Below are 15138 nucleotides of genomic sequence, written 5' to 3'. Positions count from 1 at the left end.
GCAGAGAGCACACTATGAACAGTAAAGTACATCAAGATCATCTGCACACTGAGTCAAAGGAGTTTTTAAGCTTTGTCTTAGGAGATGAACACTATGCCCTGGATATTATGGCAGTCAAAGAAATTCGCGGATACGAAACAGTAACCAAGATCGCCAACGCCCCGACATTTATCAAAGGCGTGATCAATCTACGTGGGGACATAGTGCCCATTGTCGACTTGCGAATAAAGTTTGCTGTGGGTGAAGCAACCTATAACGAATTTACCATCGTCATAATGCTTAACGTTTTTGAGCGCATAGTCGGCATAGTGGTGGACGGTGTATCGGACGTAATCAAGCTTGAAGATGACGAAGTACGCCCTCCGCCAGAATTTGGCGTAGCTTTTGATAGTAAGTATCTACATGGATTGGCGGCAGTGGATGAAAATATGGTCATTTTGGTGAATATAGACAGTTTAATATCCAGTGATGAATTGGGTCTGTTTGACAAAAATAATGCAACGGCGGTGGAGTAATATATGAATTTTTTTAATTGGCTAAATAGTGAGTCGTCTAAGCGTGATGCAGCGCAACGCCAGCACAACGCGAGTATGCTTGAAGCGCTGGATCGCTCTCAGGCGATTATTGAGTTCGATCTACAGGGCATTATACAGTCCGCAAATGACAACTTTCTGTCGGTAATGGGCTATCAAGCTCAAGACGTTATCGGCAAACATCATAGTATGTTTGTTGAGCCTGCCTACAAAGCCAGTGATGAATATCGCGATTTTTGGCAGAAATTAAATACTGGTCGTTATACTTCGGATGTATTCAAACGAATAGGTAAGGGTGGTAAAGAAATCTGGATCCAAGCTTCATATAATCCATTATTAGATGTCGCTGGTAAACCCACAGGTGTGATTAAATACGCCACTGATGTCACTGAGCAGAAATTACTAAACGCGGATTATTCAGGACAAATCAACGCTATCGGCAAATCTCAGGCGGTAATCGAATTCGACATGGCGGGCATTATCCTGTTTGCCAATGATAATTTCCTGAGTGCCATGGGCTACACCCTGGACGAGGTCAAGGGCAAACACCACAGTATTTTTGTGGAGCCTGACTACAAAAATAGTCACGAATACCGAGCATTCTGGGAACAACTCAATGCAGGTGTCTTTACCTCTAATGAATTCAAACGCATCGCTAAAGACGGTAACGAGGTCTGGATCCAGGCGTCCTATAACCCGATATTGGATCTCAATGGCAAGCCGTTTAAAGTGGTCAAATACGCTACAGACGTCACCGAACAGAAATTATTAAATGCGGATTATTCAGGACAAATTAACGCTATCGGAAAATCTCAGGCGGTCATTGAATTCGACATGGCGGGCATTATTCTGCTTGCCAACGATAATTTCCTTAATGCCATGGGTTATACCCTGGACGAGGTCAAGGGCAAACACCACAGTATTTTTGTGGAGCCTGACTACAAAAATAGTCACGAATACCGAGCATTCTGGGAGCAACTTAATGCAGGTGTCTTTACCGCTAATGAATTTAAACGTATAGGAAAAAGTGGAAACGAAGTGTGGATCCAGGCGTCCTATAACCCGATTTTAGATCTCAATGGTAAGCCGTTTAAAGTGGTTAAATATGCCTCAGATGTGACTGAGCAGAAATTGCGCAATGCTGATTATTCAGGGCAGATTGACGCCATAGGTAAGTCTCAAGCGGTCATTGAATTTGATATGGATGGCATTATTCAAGTTGCTAATGATAATTTCCTCAATGCCATGGGCTATACCCTGGATGAGGTCAAGGGCAAACATCACAGTATTTTTGTGGAGCCTGACTACAAAAATAGTCACGAGTATCGGGCATTTTGGGAGCAACTTAATACAGGTGCCTTTACCTCTAATGAATTTAAGCGCATCGGTAAAGACGGCAAAGAAGTCTGGATCCAGGCATCCTATAACCCGATATTGGATCTCAATGGCAAGCCGTTTAAAGTGGTTAAATATGCGTCAGACGTGACCGAGCAGAAATTACGCAATGCCGATTATTCAGGGCAGATTGACGCCATAGGTAAGTCTCAGGCGGTCATTGAATTCGATATGGATGGCATTATTCAAGTTGCTAATGATAATTTCCTAAATGCTATGGGGTATACGCTGGCTGAAGTGAAAGGTAAACATCACAGTATATTTGTAGATTCAGAATCTAAAAACAGCCATGAGTACCGGGTATTCTGGGAGCAACTCAATGCCGGTGTCTTTACCTCTGATGAATTTAAACGCATCGGTAAAGTGGGGAATGAAGTATGGATCCAGGCATCCTACAACCCGATCTTTGATCTCAATGGTAAGCCGTTTAAAGTGGTGAAATATGCCACTGACATCACCGCACGCAAAGAGGCCATAAACGAAATAAAACGGGTACTAATGCAATTGTCTTCAGGGAATTTGACTACCAAAATCGAGAAGGAATTTGACGGTGAATTTATTGAGTTAGGCGATGCGATCACTAGCTTCATCAGTGATTTAGCAAACACTATAGCGCAAATAAATACATCGGTCGAAACCATCAAAAATGCATCGGGAGAGATTGCTCAAGGTAACTCGGATCTATCTAACCGAACCGAACAACAGGCTTCAAATTTAGAAGAAACTGCCTCAACCATGGAAGAGTTGACCGGTACAGTAAGGCTCAATGCAGAAAATGCAAATCAAGCCAATGGACTTGCTTCGCAAGCCTCCACAGTTGCTAGTGAGGGGGGCGAGCTTATCCAACAAGTTGTGTCAACTATGTCCTCGATCAATGAATCAGCCAGAAAGATATCTGACATTATTGGAGTGATTGACGGCATTGCCTTTCAAACAAATATCCTGGCGTTAAATGCCGCAGTTGAGGCCGCCAGAGCAGGCGAGCAAGGACGGGGGTTTGCCGTGGTGGCATCAGAAGTGAGAACCCTTGCTCAGCGTTCAGCCACTGCCGCAAAAGATATAAAGGAATTAATTTCCGATTCAGTATCCAAAATTGAGAACGGTAACACCTTAGTGAATCGCTCGGGTGAAACTATGGGAAATGTGGTGACCTCAATTAAGCGGGTAAATGACTTAATGGCAGAGATTGCCGCGGCATCAGCAGAACAGGCATCGGGGATCGATGAAGTTGGCAAGGCCATTAATCAGATGGATGAGGTCACTCAGCAAAATGCGGCTCTGGTTGAAGAAGCATCGGCCGCCGCGGAGAGTTTACAATCGCAAGCTGAAGAGTTAAGCGAAAGAGTCGCCACCTTCACCTTGGAAGAAACCAATAATGTGGCCCGTTTGGACAACAAAACAAAAAATCAGGTTGCCCCGCTAGCGAGCCGTCCTCGCCAAACCCAGGTTAAGTTAGTTAAACCTAGCAACCAGGAAGCAGACGAATGGGAGAGTTTCTGATTGAGGAGGCGAGATAGTAATGGCAGCTGAACAAAAGGAATTTTCCTATAGCAAACATGATTTTAATCAAGTCAGGCAGTTATTGCATAATAAAGCCGGTATACGCCTAGCCGACAGTAAAGACTCCATGGTCTACAGTCGCTTGGCGCGCCGGCTGCGGGAACTGAATATCCCGACTTTTGCAAAATATTTAGGTTATTTGACGGAACACAAAGAGGAAGAACAGAATTTTATTAGTGCGTTGACGACAAATTTGACGTCATTTTTTAGGGAACAGCACCACTTTCCTGTTTTACAACAGTATTTGTTGGATAACCCGGGCCCCAAAAGGATTTGGTGCGCAGCAAGCAGTACAGGTGAAGAACCTTATTCGATTGCTATGACAGTGGCAGAGACCTATGGAGGTTTTGACGTACCGGTAGAGATCATTGCCTCTGATATCGATAGTAAAGTGCTAAATACTGCCAAGACTGGGATCTATCCCATAGACAAAATCGAAAATTTGAGCATGGATCAGCGCAAACGTTTTTTGCATAAAGGTAAGGGCGACAATAAGGGCAAAGTAAGGGTAGTGCCTCAATTAACGGATATGGTGCAGTTCAGACAGATAAATTTGACTGATGCTACTTGGCAAGTGCCTGATACGGTTGACATCATATTTTGTCGTAATGTCATGATTTACTTTGATAAAGCCACACAGTTAAAAATACTTACAAAAATGGTTTCATTACTGCCTGACCGTGGAATATATATTGCCGGACATTCGGAGAATTTCGCGTCTGCAGGACATCTGGTCAAGCTAATGGGCAAGACGGTTTATCGGCCGGTTAAGCGGCAACAGTGAATACCTATCATTCAGATGCTGCCACCGATGGTATGGCACCTAATCGTTATTACGATAGGCACTTTGCTTGTGATGCCGTTAAAATTCTACCCGGTGAATATTATGCGACCACAGAAAACACCCTGATTCTGACGGTTTTAGGCTCCTGTGTTGCAGTCTGTTTACGCGATCCTAAACTGAAGATTGGTGGTATGAACCATTTTCTGCTGCCCAATGATTATACTTCACAAGGTAGTGCGGATTCAGCATCCGCCCGTTACGGCGTTTATGCCATGGAGATACTGATTACGCAGGTTTTAAAGTTGGGAGGAAACAGAAATCGTCTGGAAGCAAAAATATTTGGCGGGGGAAACGTTCTTCGAGGTTTGGTCACTAACCCTGTAGGTCAGAAAAACGCCGAGTTTGTGGTTGACTACCTTAAAACCGAGCAGATCCCGGTAGTGGCCAGCGATTTGTTAGATATATACCCGCGTAAGGTTTATTTTTTCCCCGACACTGGTGAAGTAAAGGTTAGAAAGCTCAAAACGTTACATAACACTACAATTTTTGATCGTGAAAGTGAATACCGAATAAAGCTACGACAAAGTGCAGAAATTTGTGGTGAAGTTGAGTTATTTTAATAAGGATACGAGATGTCTATTAGCGTGTTGATAGTGGATGATTCCGCACTTATTCGCAGTTTATTAAGCGCCATAATTAAGCAACAACCGGATATGCATTTAGTTGGTGCAGCACCCGATGCTTACGTTGCCCGGGAAATGGTTAATCGCTTTAATCCAGATGTGATTACCCTGGATATAGAAATGCCTAAAGTTGATGGCTTGACCTTTTTAGAAAAACTAATGAAGGCTAGGCCCACCCCGGTACTGATGATATCCACTCTGACAGAGCAAGGCGCAGACGCGACCTTAAGAGCACTGGAATTAGGGGCGGTCGATTTTATAGCTAAACCTAAGCTTGGCATCGCTGAGGGTATTAGCGCCTATCAACAACTGATCACCGATAAAATTCGCCTGGTTTCTAAAGCAAATGTAAGACGTGTGCACCGTCAAGCTCCCGTATTATCTACCACTTATCAGCATCGCGGCACAGAAAAAATAATCGCTATTGGGGCCTCAGTGGGAGGGACTGACGCAATTAAAACCGTGCTACGCGCGTTGCCAGCTAATAGTCCGGCGATAGTGATAACCCAACATATGCCACCTGGTTTTACCACTTCGTTCGCCAAACGCCTCAACGCGTGTTGCAAGGTCGCAGTTAAAGAGGCGCAACACGATGAAAGGATATTACCGGGTAATGCCTATTTAGCCCCTGGGGCAATGCATCTCAAAATTGTTAAAAGCGGTGCAGATTATCGTACTTTTCTCGAACCAGAGGGTATTGTCAGTGGCCATAGGCCGTCAGTGGATGTGATGTTTGCGTCTCTGGTTCCCTTTGCCAGTAATATTGCCGCGGTATTGTTAACCGGCATGGGCAAGGATGGCGCTCAGGGATTATTAAATATCAAGCAAGAGGGTGGTTACACTTTGGTGCAGGACGAAGCAAGTTGTGTGGTGTTTGGTATGCCCAAGGTCGCCATAGAAAAAGGGGCGGCTATGGACATAAAAGACATTAACGAAATCGCGCCTACTTTGATAGATTATCTCTCTAAAAGCTATGTCGGAACCCGCTTGTGAAAGTTTTTGGTACAAATTTAGCTGTGTGACACATTGAGTGACAAGCGCTTAAGCAAATTACCAACCCCGAAATACCTTTCTACGTCATTATTTTGTTTATATTTACAGCAGTTAGATTTGAGCACTGAAAAAGCGCTTGCAGTCCCATGCATGCATCGTTATTATACGCGCCGCTTTCAGGTAAACACTTGAAACGCATAGCCAGTACCCAGTGCGTCCGTAGCTCAGTTGGTTAGAGCACTACCTTGACATGGTAGGGGTCGGTGATTCGAGTTCACTCGGACGCACCATTTCACTACTGCACGGCAGTATTTTTTATTCAAAAGTCAGTTCTAAAAATAGCAACAGAGTATTTTTTTGGGCCTGGTTTGGCTGATACATGTTAATCTTTGCTGTGTTCAATTTATGACTTTGGGGTGGATCGGTGATCCTGGCAAGTTATAACGTCTAACATCGTTGGTCGCTGCGCCGTTTGAGGGTTGTTAGCCTATCCTTTACAAGCTGTAACAGCACAATCAGGGGATTATGCCCGATGGAGAGTTGTCCGTCTATTTAGCACCGAAGGCAGTTTGCAATCAAACATCCAGGGTAACAGTGGTTAACGCAATACCCGGCCCACAACACATTTTTGTATTTTATCTTCACTTCTTGTTTAACGCAGTGGAAACACTTTTGGCGTGTGGCTTAAGACAGCAATTGCCTTCACAAGTTGCACCCCTAACACTAACACAGAACCAGTTCAATTATTCACTACAGGGAAAAAAGCATGATACCTAAGTATCGTTTCATACCGCTTATATTAACAAGCACATTTGTCATTCCGAGCTATGCACAAACTGTAGAGGTCACGGCAACAGAGCTGTCTAGCCTTAAAACCCAAATTTCGGCGCTGCAAGCCAGGCTCACCGAGCTTGAAGAGCAAAAAAATGAAACTAGTGCACAAGAGGCCGTAAACCCCAAAACTCTAACCGAGCAGCAAGTCGTTGATGCGACGGCCGTAGAGGCCGAGTCTAACGACGGCATCACAGTGGGGGGGGCCATTCGTACCAACTTCAGCCATACATCTTATAGTGAAGGCAATAAGGATCGCAGTGGGGATTTTGATTTCGATATCTTTCGCCTGAATTTTAGCGGCGAAATAGGCGAAGTTTCCCTAAATGGGGAAATTCGTTTCTTCGACTATATGACGGCGGTGAAATACGCTTATGTGGGCTACCAATTTAGCCAGAATTGGCAAGTGCAGGCAGGGATCACTAAAGTGCCTTTTGGTAACAGCCCTTATAATTCGCAAAATTACTTTTTTAGTACCAATTATTATCTCGGTTTGGAAGATGACTTTGATTTGGGCATAGTGTTTAAACGCAATATTGCTGATAATTGGCAGTTGGATTTAGCGTTCTTTAAAAACGATGAACTAGGAGGCGTAGACGGTTACGTAGACAATCGTTCAGATCGTTATTCCTATGATATTGTTGGCATTCGGTCTCTAGGCGAGGGGATTTATGATGAGCCAGGTCAAGCCCTGGGTGAATACAATACCTTTAGTGGTCGCTTTGCCTACCATTTTAACCAGGGAGCGCTCTCCACAGAAGTGGGCGTATCAGCCCTAAGCGGTGGTCTGCATGATGGAGAGAGTCGCGCTGGAGATTACCAAGCCTGGGCATTGCATACTAATAGCCAATACCAAAACTGGCATTTGCAACTGCAACACAGCCAATATAACTATGACATAGATCAGGTCGAGCGAATTGCCGTAGGCGCTTATTCATTTTATGACTCCATTGCCGCCGAGGCCACCTCTACTACGGTAAATCTGGCTTACGATATGGCGGTGCAATTTGGACCAGTGACAGCCCTGCAATTTTATAATAACTACGGTATCGTTTACGACAAGTCAGACAACAGTGCAGATACTGTTATGAATATTACTGGGGTGTCGGTCGCGGCAGGCGGCCTGTTTACCTATTTTGATTGGGTGCATGCCAAAAACCAGCCTTTTGTGGGCGGCAGTGCAGCAGGTGATAGCGACGACTTTGAGCAGCGTTTTAATATCAATATCGGTTATTACTTTTAAGCTAACTTAGTGTCACACACTTTAATTAATACACAATAAGGATAATCTGATGACAGATAATAAGGATCCAATGGCTCCTGATGGCAAAGTCACCCCGATTGATACTGACTATCAAGTAGGCCAGGACAATATTCTGGTTAATCTGGGGCCGTTTGGTTTAGATATACACAATAGAGTCTTTGCCATCTCTGCACTTGCGGTAATTGCTTTTGTCGCTCTGACCCTGTTTTTTCAAGAGCAAGCAGAGCCTATGTTTAGTGGGGTGCGAGGCTGGTTGACGAGCAATTTGGACTGGTTTTTCATTAGTGCAGCAAACATTTTTGTGCTGATTTGTTTAGTTCTCGTCGTTTCTCCCTTGGGCCGGGTACGACTGGGGGGCACAGAAGCGACGCCGGATTACAGTTATTTAGGCTGGTTTTCGATGTTATTTGCCGCCGGTATGGGCATTGGCTTAATGTTCTATGGCGTCTCCGAGCCACTGACACATTTTGCTACTTCCTTTGCCGGAACAGCAGCAGAAAACGGTGTGCGCACCGATTGGGCCCCCTTGGGCGGCGCAGCAGGTGATGCCCAGTCAGCAGAACGTTTGGCTATGGCTGCCACTATTTATCATTGGGCACTGCATCCCTGGGCTATTTACGCAGTGATGGCCTTGGGTTTAGCTCTGTTTTCTTTTAACAAAGGTTTACCCCTGACTATCCGCTCGGTATTTTATCCACTTTTGGGTGAGCGAGTATGGGGTTGGCCTGGCCATATCATCGACATTTTGGCGGTGCTGGCGACCTTATTTGGTCTGGCCACGTCCTTGGGGTTAGGGGCATCTCAAGCGGCTTCCGGTCTGCACTACCTATTTGGTATACCTTTAGGGGAAACCACCCAGATCCTGTTAGTGACCGGGATCACTACGCTGGCCCTAATTTCAGTGGTAAAGGGCTTGGATGCCGGGGTGAAAAAATTATCTGAAATCAATATGGTGCTTGCGGGTCTATTATTGATTTTTGTGGTGTTTGTCGGACCAACCTTGGCTATTGCCACAGGTTTTGTTGATAACATCGTGGCCTATTTCCGTTATTTGCCGGAACTGGCCAATCCCGTGGGACGCGAAGACAGTAATTTCTCCTCGGGCTGGACAGCGTTTTACTGGGCCTGGTGGATATCCTGGAGTCCTTTTGTAGGCATGTTCATTGCCCGGGTTTCTCGTGGTCGCACAGTAAGGGAATTTATCATTTCAGTATTGTTGATACCGTCGATCGCCAGTGTATTTTGGATGACAGTGTTTGGCGGTACGGCCATCAAACAAGTTGTGGTAGACGGTTATCAAAAAGTGGTCGAGGCCGATTTGCCGTTGCAGCTATTTAGCATGCTAGATGCATTACCCTTGTCCAGTATCACTTCTTTTATTGCCATTGTGCTGGTGATTGTGTTTTTTGTGACCTCATCTGATTCCGGCTCATTGGTGATAGACGTAATTTCCGCCGGAGGCAAGGTCGACTCACCGACACCCCAACGAGTATTCTGGTGTGTATTTGAAGGTCTGGTTGCTGTATCCCTTATTTTGGGGGGTGGGTTAGTCGCCTTACAAGCGATGGCGGTATCTACCGGCTTACCTTTTACCCTGGTGCTGCTGGTTGCTGCATTTTCCACGGTCAAAGGTTTGATGTCAGAGCCTAGATAATACGGGCTTTGGCATGTGCCCGGCCTGAACCAACCATTGGTTCAGGCCGGGACTAACTAACAAATCACGGAGCAGGATAATGCAGGCTGAGCAATCCGAAGTGTTGGATTTTTTTCGGCGTCACCCGCCGTTTTCAAATTTACCTGACCAGGTGTTAAGTGAGGTTGCCAACAATGTTGAAGTCGCTTATTACCGGGCACGGTCGGCTATTTTACAGTTAGGCCAAGACAATCATCAGTGGCATGTGATCCGCAGTGGCGCGGTTGAAGTCTTTCGCCGGGACGGTCAACTCTATAATCGCCTGGGAGCAGGGGATTTTTTTGGTGAACAGAGTTTGATGCTCAATCGCCCGGTGCGTTTTCCGGTTACCGCTCTGGAAGATACGCTGGTATACCTTATTGATAAGACAAGATTTAATCATTTATTCGACAATTATGAAGATTTTGCGGATTTTGTAGAAGTAGAAGACCAAACCCGTTTACGCCAATCCATGGCCAAGCGCGAAGACGATAATGCGTTACTAACCGCTAAAGTTGACACTTTAATCACGGCTTTGCCCGTCAAAGTATGCAGCTCTACCACAGTGCATCAAGCCGCCATTCGCATGACCGAGGAAAACGTATCCTCATTATTAATCACTCGTTCTGAAAACGGCCAAACTGAGCAAGCAACCCAAATCATCGGTATTGTTACTGACTTGGATATTCGTGGGCGCCTGGTTGCACAAGGCTTAAGCAGTGACATTCAAGTGGCGGATATCATGACCACAGAATTGATCTATGTGCAGAGCCATCAGTTTGTGTTTGAAGCGATGATGTTGATGCTCAAACACAATGTGCAGCATCTACCGGTGTTGAAAAAAAGCCAGCCCATTGGTCTTATAAGTCACCTTGATATCTTACGTTACGAATCGCAAAACAGCTTGTTTGTGGTAAAAAGCATTTTTAATGCCCAAAACGTCGATGAGCTGGCCGGGCTTACGCAGGAAGTACAAGGTTGTTTCACGCGCATGGTGCACCAAGATGCTAACTCACAAATGATTGGCAGTGCGATGGCGGTGATAGGACGTAGTTTTAAACAACGCTTGTGTGAGCTTGGAGAAGTCCATTTGGGGCCGCCCCCGGTGCCTTATTGCTTTTTAGCCTTAGGGTCAATGGCGCGAGGTGAACAACTGATAGTGACCGATCAGGATAATGCACTTATTCTTGATAATAGCTTTGTGCCCAAGCTGCATGACGAATATTTTAGTGCCTTGGCCACCTTTGTCAGTGACGGCCTGGCGCTTTGTGGCTATAGCTATTGCACAGGAAACATAATGGCAACCAATGCCCGGTGGCGCCAACCATTGGCTGTTTGGCAACAATATTTTAGTCAATGGATAGAGAAACCTAGCGCCGAGTCTTTATTACACAGCGCTATTTTTTTCGATCTGGAAGGCGTGTGGGGCCAGATCCACTGGGCGGAACAACTTAATCGGTTGATCCGGGAAAAAGCCCATAAAAATTCGCGTTTTTTGGCATGTATGGCCCGTAACGCCTTGCTTAGAACCCCCCCCTTGGGTTTTTTCAAAGATTTTGTGATGGAAACGGATGGTCGCCAGACTAATTCGATCAATATGAAACGCCGGGGCACCGCCCCCATAGCCGACCTTGTGCGTTTACATGCTTTGGCTGTGGGATCATCGGCGCGCAATACATTTGACCGCCTGGAAGATATTATTGAGGCGCAGATCCTGCCGCCCGGCAGGGGACTCGATTTACGCGACGCCTTGGAATTTATTGCTATGGTCAGGATCCGTCATCAAGCCTTAGATATTGAACTAAAACGTGAACCGGACAACAACATTGAGCCAGAGCATTTATCGGATTTTGAGCGCAAAAATCTTAAAGAGGCTTTTCAAATATTAAGCAGTGCCCAGCGTTTTATGAAATTCAGGTATCAACCAGGCAGGGTAAATTGAGGAGGTTGCATGTTCTATCTTGCTAAAAACCAACTTACCGGCCAGGCCCAACCGATGCCACAGGGTAAACAGCTGGACTGGTCCAGTCGTTTTGCGACACTGGCCAAAGCTAGCAAATACCCGGCGTTAAAAGCGTTTTATCAACAGGGCGTTGTCTCGCCCTCAACCCCCATTGCTGACGTGCCTATGGTTGCTCTGGATTTTGAAACTACGGGGTTGGATCCCAATCGTGACAGTATTGTCAGTATTGGTTTGGTCCCCATGAGTATGAGCCGCATACGGTGCAATGCGGCCAGACACTGGATCATAAAACCAGAAACGCGCTTACATTCTACTTCTGTTGTGGTTCATGGTATTACCCATTCAGCTGTGGCTGATGCCCCTGACTTTTCCACCTTAATCGAAAAGTTGCTGTCTCGTTTGCAGGGCAAGATTGTGGTTGTGCACCATAGTCCTATTGAACGGCGTTTTTTGCATGCTGCGCTTAAACGTCATATCCAGGAGGGGATCGAATTCCCGGTTATCGATACCATGGCCCTTGAAGCCCGGTTCACTCGTACAATGCGCCAAACTCTGTGGCGTAGTTTGATGGGGCGACAGCCGGCGTCCATTCGCCTGACTGACAGTCGCACTCGTTATCATTTACCTTACTATCGACAACATAATGCCTTGACCGATGCTTTAGCCTGCGCCGAATTACTGCAAGCCCAAAGTGCAACGCATCTGACGCCAGATACGCCTGTTAGTACTATCTGGAGTTAACGGTGGGGGAGAGGTTGCAGTGGGCCAGAAGGTTTCGCCAGAAGTTGATGTGTTGGGCCATGGCGTCTTGATAGGCAATAAACTCTAAATGATGCTTTTTTAGCAGGGTTTTGAAACTTGGCTTGAGATAGGGACTGAGTTCAAATTGTTGATACAAAGGGCCCAACTGATACTGAATATGGTTAAGTTGACTGGCAACGGGCTGAATTTTTTCAATAAAAAATAGCTGAAAAACGTTTTTAAGATAACTAAGTTGCTGGCTAGGTTGCCCGTTGATGCATTGCTTAGCCAGATCCCGGCTAACTAGCCACTGGGTAGTTCGATTTAGTTCTTGGGCTAATAATCGCTGGCTCCGCCATACTTTGGCTGGCAGCTTGTGTTGGGCCAATTGTTTTAGGTGCTGTTCCAGTCCTGCTAGCTTGGCATTTTCACCACTTTCTAACGACAGCAGATAAGCGAGGGCATTTTGAGTGGCACTTAGGGCTGCGTTTGTGGTTTGGTCTAAAAATACGCCGTTGCTGCTGAAGGCGGTTTTGATTTCGTTGCTGGTTTGGATCAAATCTGCCCATACCAACGGTAAATTATTGGTTTTCTGTGCTAACCAGCCCTGTAACTTGGTATTGCCAGAGGCGGTTTGCCCTAAGCAGTTTTGCAGGGCGGTAATTAGCTGCACTTCATAGCTATAACGATTGGAAGGAAGTTGGGTGCGCCCCAAAGGAGTGTTTCGCTGGGCGATAAGCAAGTTCGCCGGGCAGCCTTGGATGGCGTGAAAATCCTTTAACGCGATGCTGGTGGGGGGAAGCTGGCTTTGTAAATCTCGTAATGACGGATAACGCAGGGGCTCAAGTGGCTCCACCTCGGCTATTTGGCTGTCGAGTACCCTTGCCAAACGACTCTGATATAGGGTTATATCGTCTTGTAAGGTATGGCCGCCACAACCTAGACCACAGACAGCCAGCAGATAAACCAGACCGAGTCTGGTCAATTTTTTAAGCCTTGCTGCTAGACACAACACTGCGTCCACCATCTACGGCGATCACTTGGCCATTGACATATTGGGCATCAATCAAATAAGCGATGGCCTGAGCGATATCTTGGGGTTCGCCTAATCTACCGGTCGGTATTTGTCCCAGCACTTGCGCTTTGTCCTGTTGACTCAATTGATGTTCCGGCCACAAGATCGCCCCTGGTGCCACCGCATTCACCCTGACATCCGGGGCAAGTTCCTGGGCCAAGGATTGGGTCATGGTTACTAAAGCGGCTTTGGCCATGCTGTAAACCGTATGTCCTTTGAGCGGGCGCTGGGCATGAATATCGACCATATTGATAATCACACCCTTGTTCACGGCTAACTGGGGCGCGCAGTACTGGGCAAGAAACAGCGGCGCTTGTACATTGCTGCCCATCAAGTTTTGCCAGTGCTCAAGGGTAATTTGCCCGATAGGGGTGGGATAAAACGATGAGGCATTATTGATCAGTACATCCAATCGACCAAATGCCTGGACTGCCGCATCTGCCAGAGCGGATAAGGTCGAAAAATCACACAGATCGCCGGTCACCAGCCGCGCCGAATTTTCTCGTTTCATATTCAGTTCGACCATCAAGCTTTGGGCTAGCTCTACGGAGTGGTTGCAATGCAAAACCAGGTTGAAATCTAAATTGTGCAAATAACGAGCGGTAGTGGCGCCAATGCGCTTGGCGCTGCCAGTGATAAAAACTACTTTTTCGGTCATAATTAAGTTCGTCGTTTTAAATTAACCCTAAGCATACTGACAAACTGTTAAATCATAAACCGTTGGCTCAACCAACTGTTGCTGTCAATTTTGCATGTTTTTTACCAGAGCCTCCGCTGATCCCACATAGTGGCCGCCAAATAACAGGGCGTGATTAAGCAGGTGATAAAGTTGATAGACAGGTTTTCTGTATTGATATTGGGTATCCAGTGGCCACGTAGCCTGATATCCATCATAAAAAGCGTTGGGGAAACGATTAAAAAGCTCACTCATGGCTAAATCTGTTTCCCGGTCGCCATAATACAGGGCGGGATCAAAAATCACCGGATTAAGATTGTTAAAGCCGATATTGCCCTGCCACAGATCCCCATGCAACATCGAAGACAAAGGGTTGTGCCCGGCTAACAGCTGTTTGACCGTGTCGATTACTGCTTCTATTTTTGCTAACTTAATGCTTTTTTCCGCCAGTAGTTGCAGCAAGTAACCGATACGTTGTTCGGCGAAAAAGTAACTCCAGTTTTTGTGCCAGTGATTGGGTTGTAAGGTACTACCAATATAGTTGTCGCTTTGCCAGCCATACATTTCTTGGGTTTGCTGGCGGTGTTGTTTAGCCAGCTGCTGGCCCAAAGCAAACCAACTATTGTTATCTCCGGGGGTTAAATTTAGGTATTCCAAAACCAAAAAGCTGTGGCTGCCTACCGTGCCAAGGCAAACGACCTTGGGTATCTTAACAATGCCGGATCCTCGCAGGTGATTAAGACCTTCTGCCTCAGCGTGGAACATCTGAACATTATGCTCTTGATTAACTTTGACAAAAAAGCGCCGTCGACCGTCTGTTATCTTAAACGCCTGGTGGGTATGACCACCGGCAAGATTTCGAATATCGCTACAGATAAAGTCGCTATCAAGTTGCAGACCAATTTGTTCACTAATGAAATGCCACATAAGTCACATACACTCGTCAATAGATACCCTCAACAGTATGC

General features: G+C 46.0%; 12 protein-coding genes and 1 tRNA gene. 10 read left to right on the top strand and 3 right to left on the bottom strand.

The features are described from left to right. Nucleotides 1-14: 14 nt before the first annotated feature. The 10 genes from AC3RV5_RS13330 (at nucleotide 15) to AC3RV5_RS13285 (ending at nucleotide 12419) form a co-directional block, all read left to right on the top strand. Nucleotides 15-515 carry a chemotaxis protein CheW gene (locus AC3RV5_RS13330; RefSeq protein WP_489728124.1) on the top strand — a complete coding sequence of 167 codons (501 nt, stop codon included), beginning with the start codon at nucleotides 15-17 and terminating at the stop codon, nucleotides 513-515. Between the two features lie 3 nt (nucleotides 516-518). Then, nucleotides 519-3428: a methyl-accepting chemotaxis protein gene (locus tag AC3RV5_RS13325; protein ID WP_489728123.1), complete on the top strand. Its 2910-nt coding sequence runs from the start codon at nucleotides 519-521 to the stop codon at nucleotides 3426-3428. A gap of 19 nt (nucleotides 3429-3447) precedes the next feature. After that, entirely contained in the window at nucleotides 3448-4272 is an 825-nt protein-coding gene (locus AC3RV5_RS13320; protein WP_489728122.1) for a CheR family methyltransferase, read from the top strand. A 32-nt stretch (nucleotides 4273-4304) separates the two neighbouring features. Beyond that, on the top strand, nucleotides 4305-4892 hold the full coding sequence (cheD, locus tag AC3RV5_RS13315) for a chemoreceptor glutamine deamidase CheD (RefSeq protein ID WP_489732162.1): 588 nt from the start codon (nucleotides 4305-4307) through the stop codon (nucleotides 4890-4892). Nucleotides 4893-4904: 12 nt separating this feature from the next. Beyond that, complete coding sequence (locus tag AC3RV5_RS13310; protein WP_489728121.1) at nucleotides 4905-5948, top strand: protein-glutamate methylesterase/protein-glutamine glutaminase; 1044 nt, start codon at nucleotides 4905-4907, stop codon at nucleotides 5946-5948. 213 nt (nucleotides 5949-6161) lie between these two features. Beyond that, nucleotides 6162-6238 (top strand) — tRNA-Val (locus tag AC3RV5_RS13305). 476 nt (nucleotides 6239-6714) lie between these two features. Further along, nucleotides 6715-8022 (top strand): porin, encoded by a 1308-nt coding sequence (locus AC3RV5_RS13300; RefSeq protein WP_489728120.1) that lies wholly within the window; start codon nucleotides 6715-6717, stop codon nucleotides 8020-8022. Nucleotides 8023-8071: 49 nt separating this feature from the next. Continuing rightward, nucleotides 8072-9697: a BCCT family transporter gene (locus tag AC3RV5_RS13295; RefSeq protein WP_489728119.1), complete on the top strand. Its 1626-nt coding sequence runs from the start codon at nucleotides 8072-8074 to the stop codon at nucleotides 9695-9697. 79 nt (nucleotides 9698-9776) lie between these two features. Next, entirely contained in the window at nucleotides 9777-11657 is a 1881-nt protein-coding gene (locus tag AC3RV5_RS13290; RefSeq protein WP_489728118.1) for a putative nucleotidyltransferase substrate binding domain-containing protein, read from the top strand. Nucleotides 11658-11666: 9 nt separating this feature from the next. Next, the gene (locus tag AC3RV5_RS13285) at nucleotides 11667-12419 is read left to right on the top strand and encodes a 3'-5' exonuclease (RefSeq protein WP_489728117.1); all 753 of its coding nucleotides are present in this window, start codon (nucleotides 11667-11669) and stop codon (nucleotides 12417-12419) included. Here the strand turns inward: AC3RV5_RS13285 and AC3RV5_RS13280 are convergent. The 3 genes from AC3RV5_RS13280 to AC3RV5_RS13270 all read right to left on the bottom strand — a co-directional run bounded on the left by AC3RV5_RS13280 (nucleotide 12406) and on the right by AC3RV5_RS13270 (nucleotide 15097). Then, entirely contained in the window at nucleotides 12406-13404 is a 999-nt protein-coding gene (locus AC3RV5_RS13280) for a DUF3080 family protein (RefSeq protein ID WP_489728116.1), read from the bottom strand. The genes AC3RV5_RS13285 and AC3RV5_RS13280 overlap by 14 nt on opposite strands. Nucleotides 13405-13408: 4 nt before the next feature. Then, nucleotides 13409-14152 (bottom strand): pteridine reductase, encoded by a 744-nt coding sequence (locus AC3RV5_RS13275; RefSeq protein WP_489728115.1) that lies wholly within the window; start codon nucleotides 14150-14152, stop codon nucleotides 13409-13411. Between the two features lie 84 nt (nucleotides 14153-14236). Then, nucleotides 14237-15097 carry a fructosamine kinase family protein gene (locus tag AC3RV5_RS13270; RefSeq protein WP_489728114.1) on the bottom strand — a complete coding sequence of 287 codons (861 nt, stop codon included), beginning with the start codon at nucleotides 15095-15097 and terminating at the stop codon, nucleotides 14237-14239. Between the last annotated feature and the right edge of the window lie 41 nt (nucleotides 15098-15138).

Source organism: Paraglaciecola sp. IT1134 (assembly GCF_058068185.1).
This window is presented reverse-complemented; position numbering and strand designations above follow the sequence as displayed.

Coding starts and splice junctions, on each gene's coding strand:
- AC3RV5_RS13330 (WP_489728124.1), top strand. CDS start 15: ATGAACAGTAAAGTACATCAAGATCATCTGCACACTGAGTCAAAGGAG.
- cheD (WP_489732162.1), top strand. CDS start 4,305: ATGGCACCTAATCGTTATTACGATAGGCACTTTGCTTGTGATGCCGTT.
- AC3RV5_RS13325 (WP_489728123.1), top strand. CDS start 519: ATGAATTTTTTTAATTGGCTAAATAGTGAGTCGTCTAAGCGTGATGCA.
- AC3RV5_RS13320 (WP_489728122.1), top strand. CDS start 3,448: ATGGCAGCTGAACAAAAGGAATTTTCCTATAGCAAACATGATTTTAAT.
- AC3RV5_RS13270 (WP_489728114.1), bottom strand. CDS start 15,097: ATGTGGCATTTCATTAGTGAACAAATTGGTCTGCAACTTGATAGCGAC.
- AC3RV5_RS13310 (WP_489728121.1), top strand. CDS start 4,905: ATGTCTATTAGCGTGTTGATAGTGGATGATTCCGCACTTATTCGCAGT.
- AC3RV5_RS13290 (WP_489728118.1), top strand. CDS start 9,777: ATGCAGGCTGAGCAATCCGAAGTGTTGGATTTTTTTCGGCGTCACCCG.
- AC3RV5_RS13300 (WP_489728120.1), top strand. CDS start 6,715: ATGATACCTAAGTATCGTTTCATACCGCTTATATTAACAAGCACATTT.
- AC3RV5_RS13275 (WP_489728115.1), bottom strand. CDS start 14,152: ATGACCGAAAAAGTAGTTTTTATCACTGGCAGCGCCAAGCGCATTGGC.
- AC3RV5_RS13295 (WP_489728119.1), top strand. CDS start 8,072: ATGACAGATAATAAGGATCCAATGGCTCCTGATGGCAAAGTCACCCCG.
- AC3RV5_RS13285 (WP_489728117.1), top strand. CDS start 11,667: ATGTTCTATCTTGCTAAAAACCAACTTACCGGCCAGGCCCAACCGATG.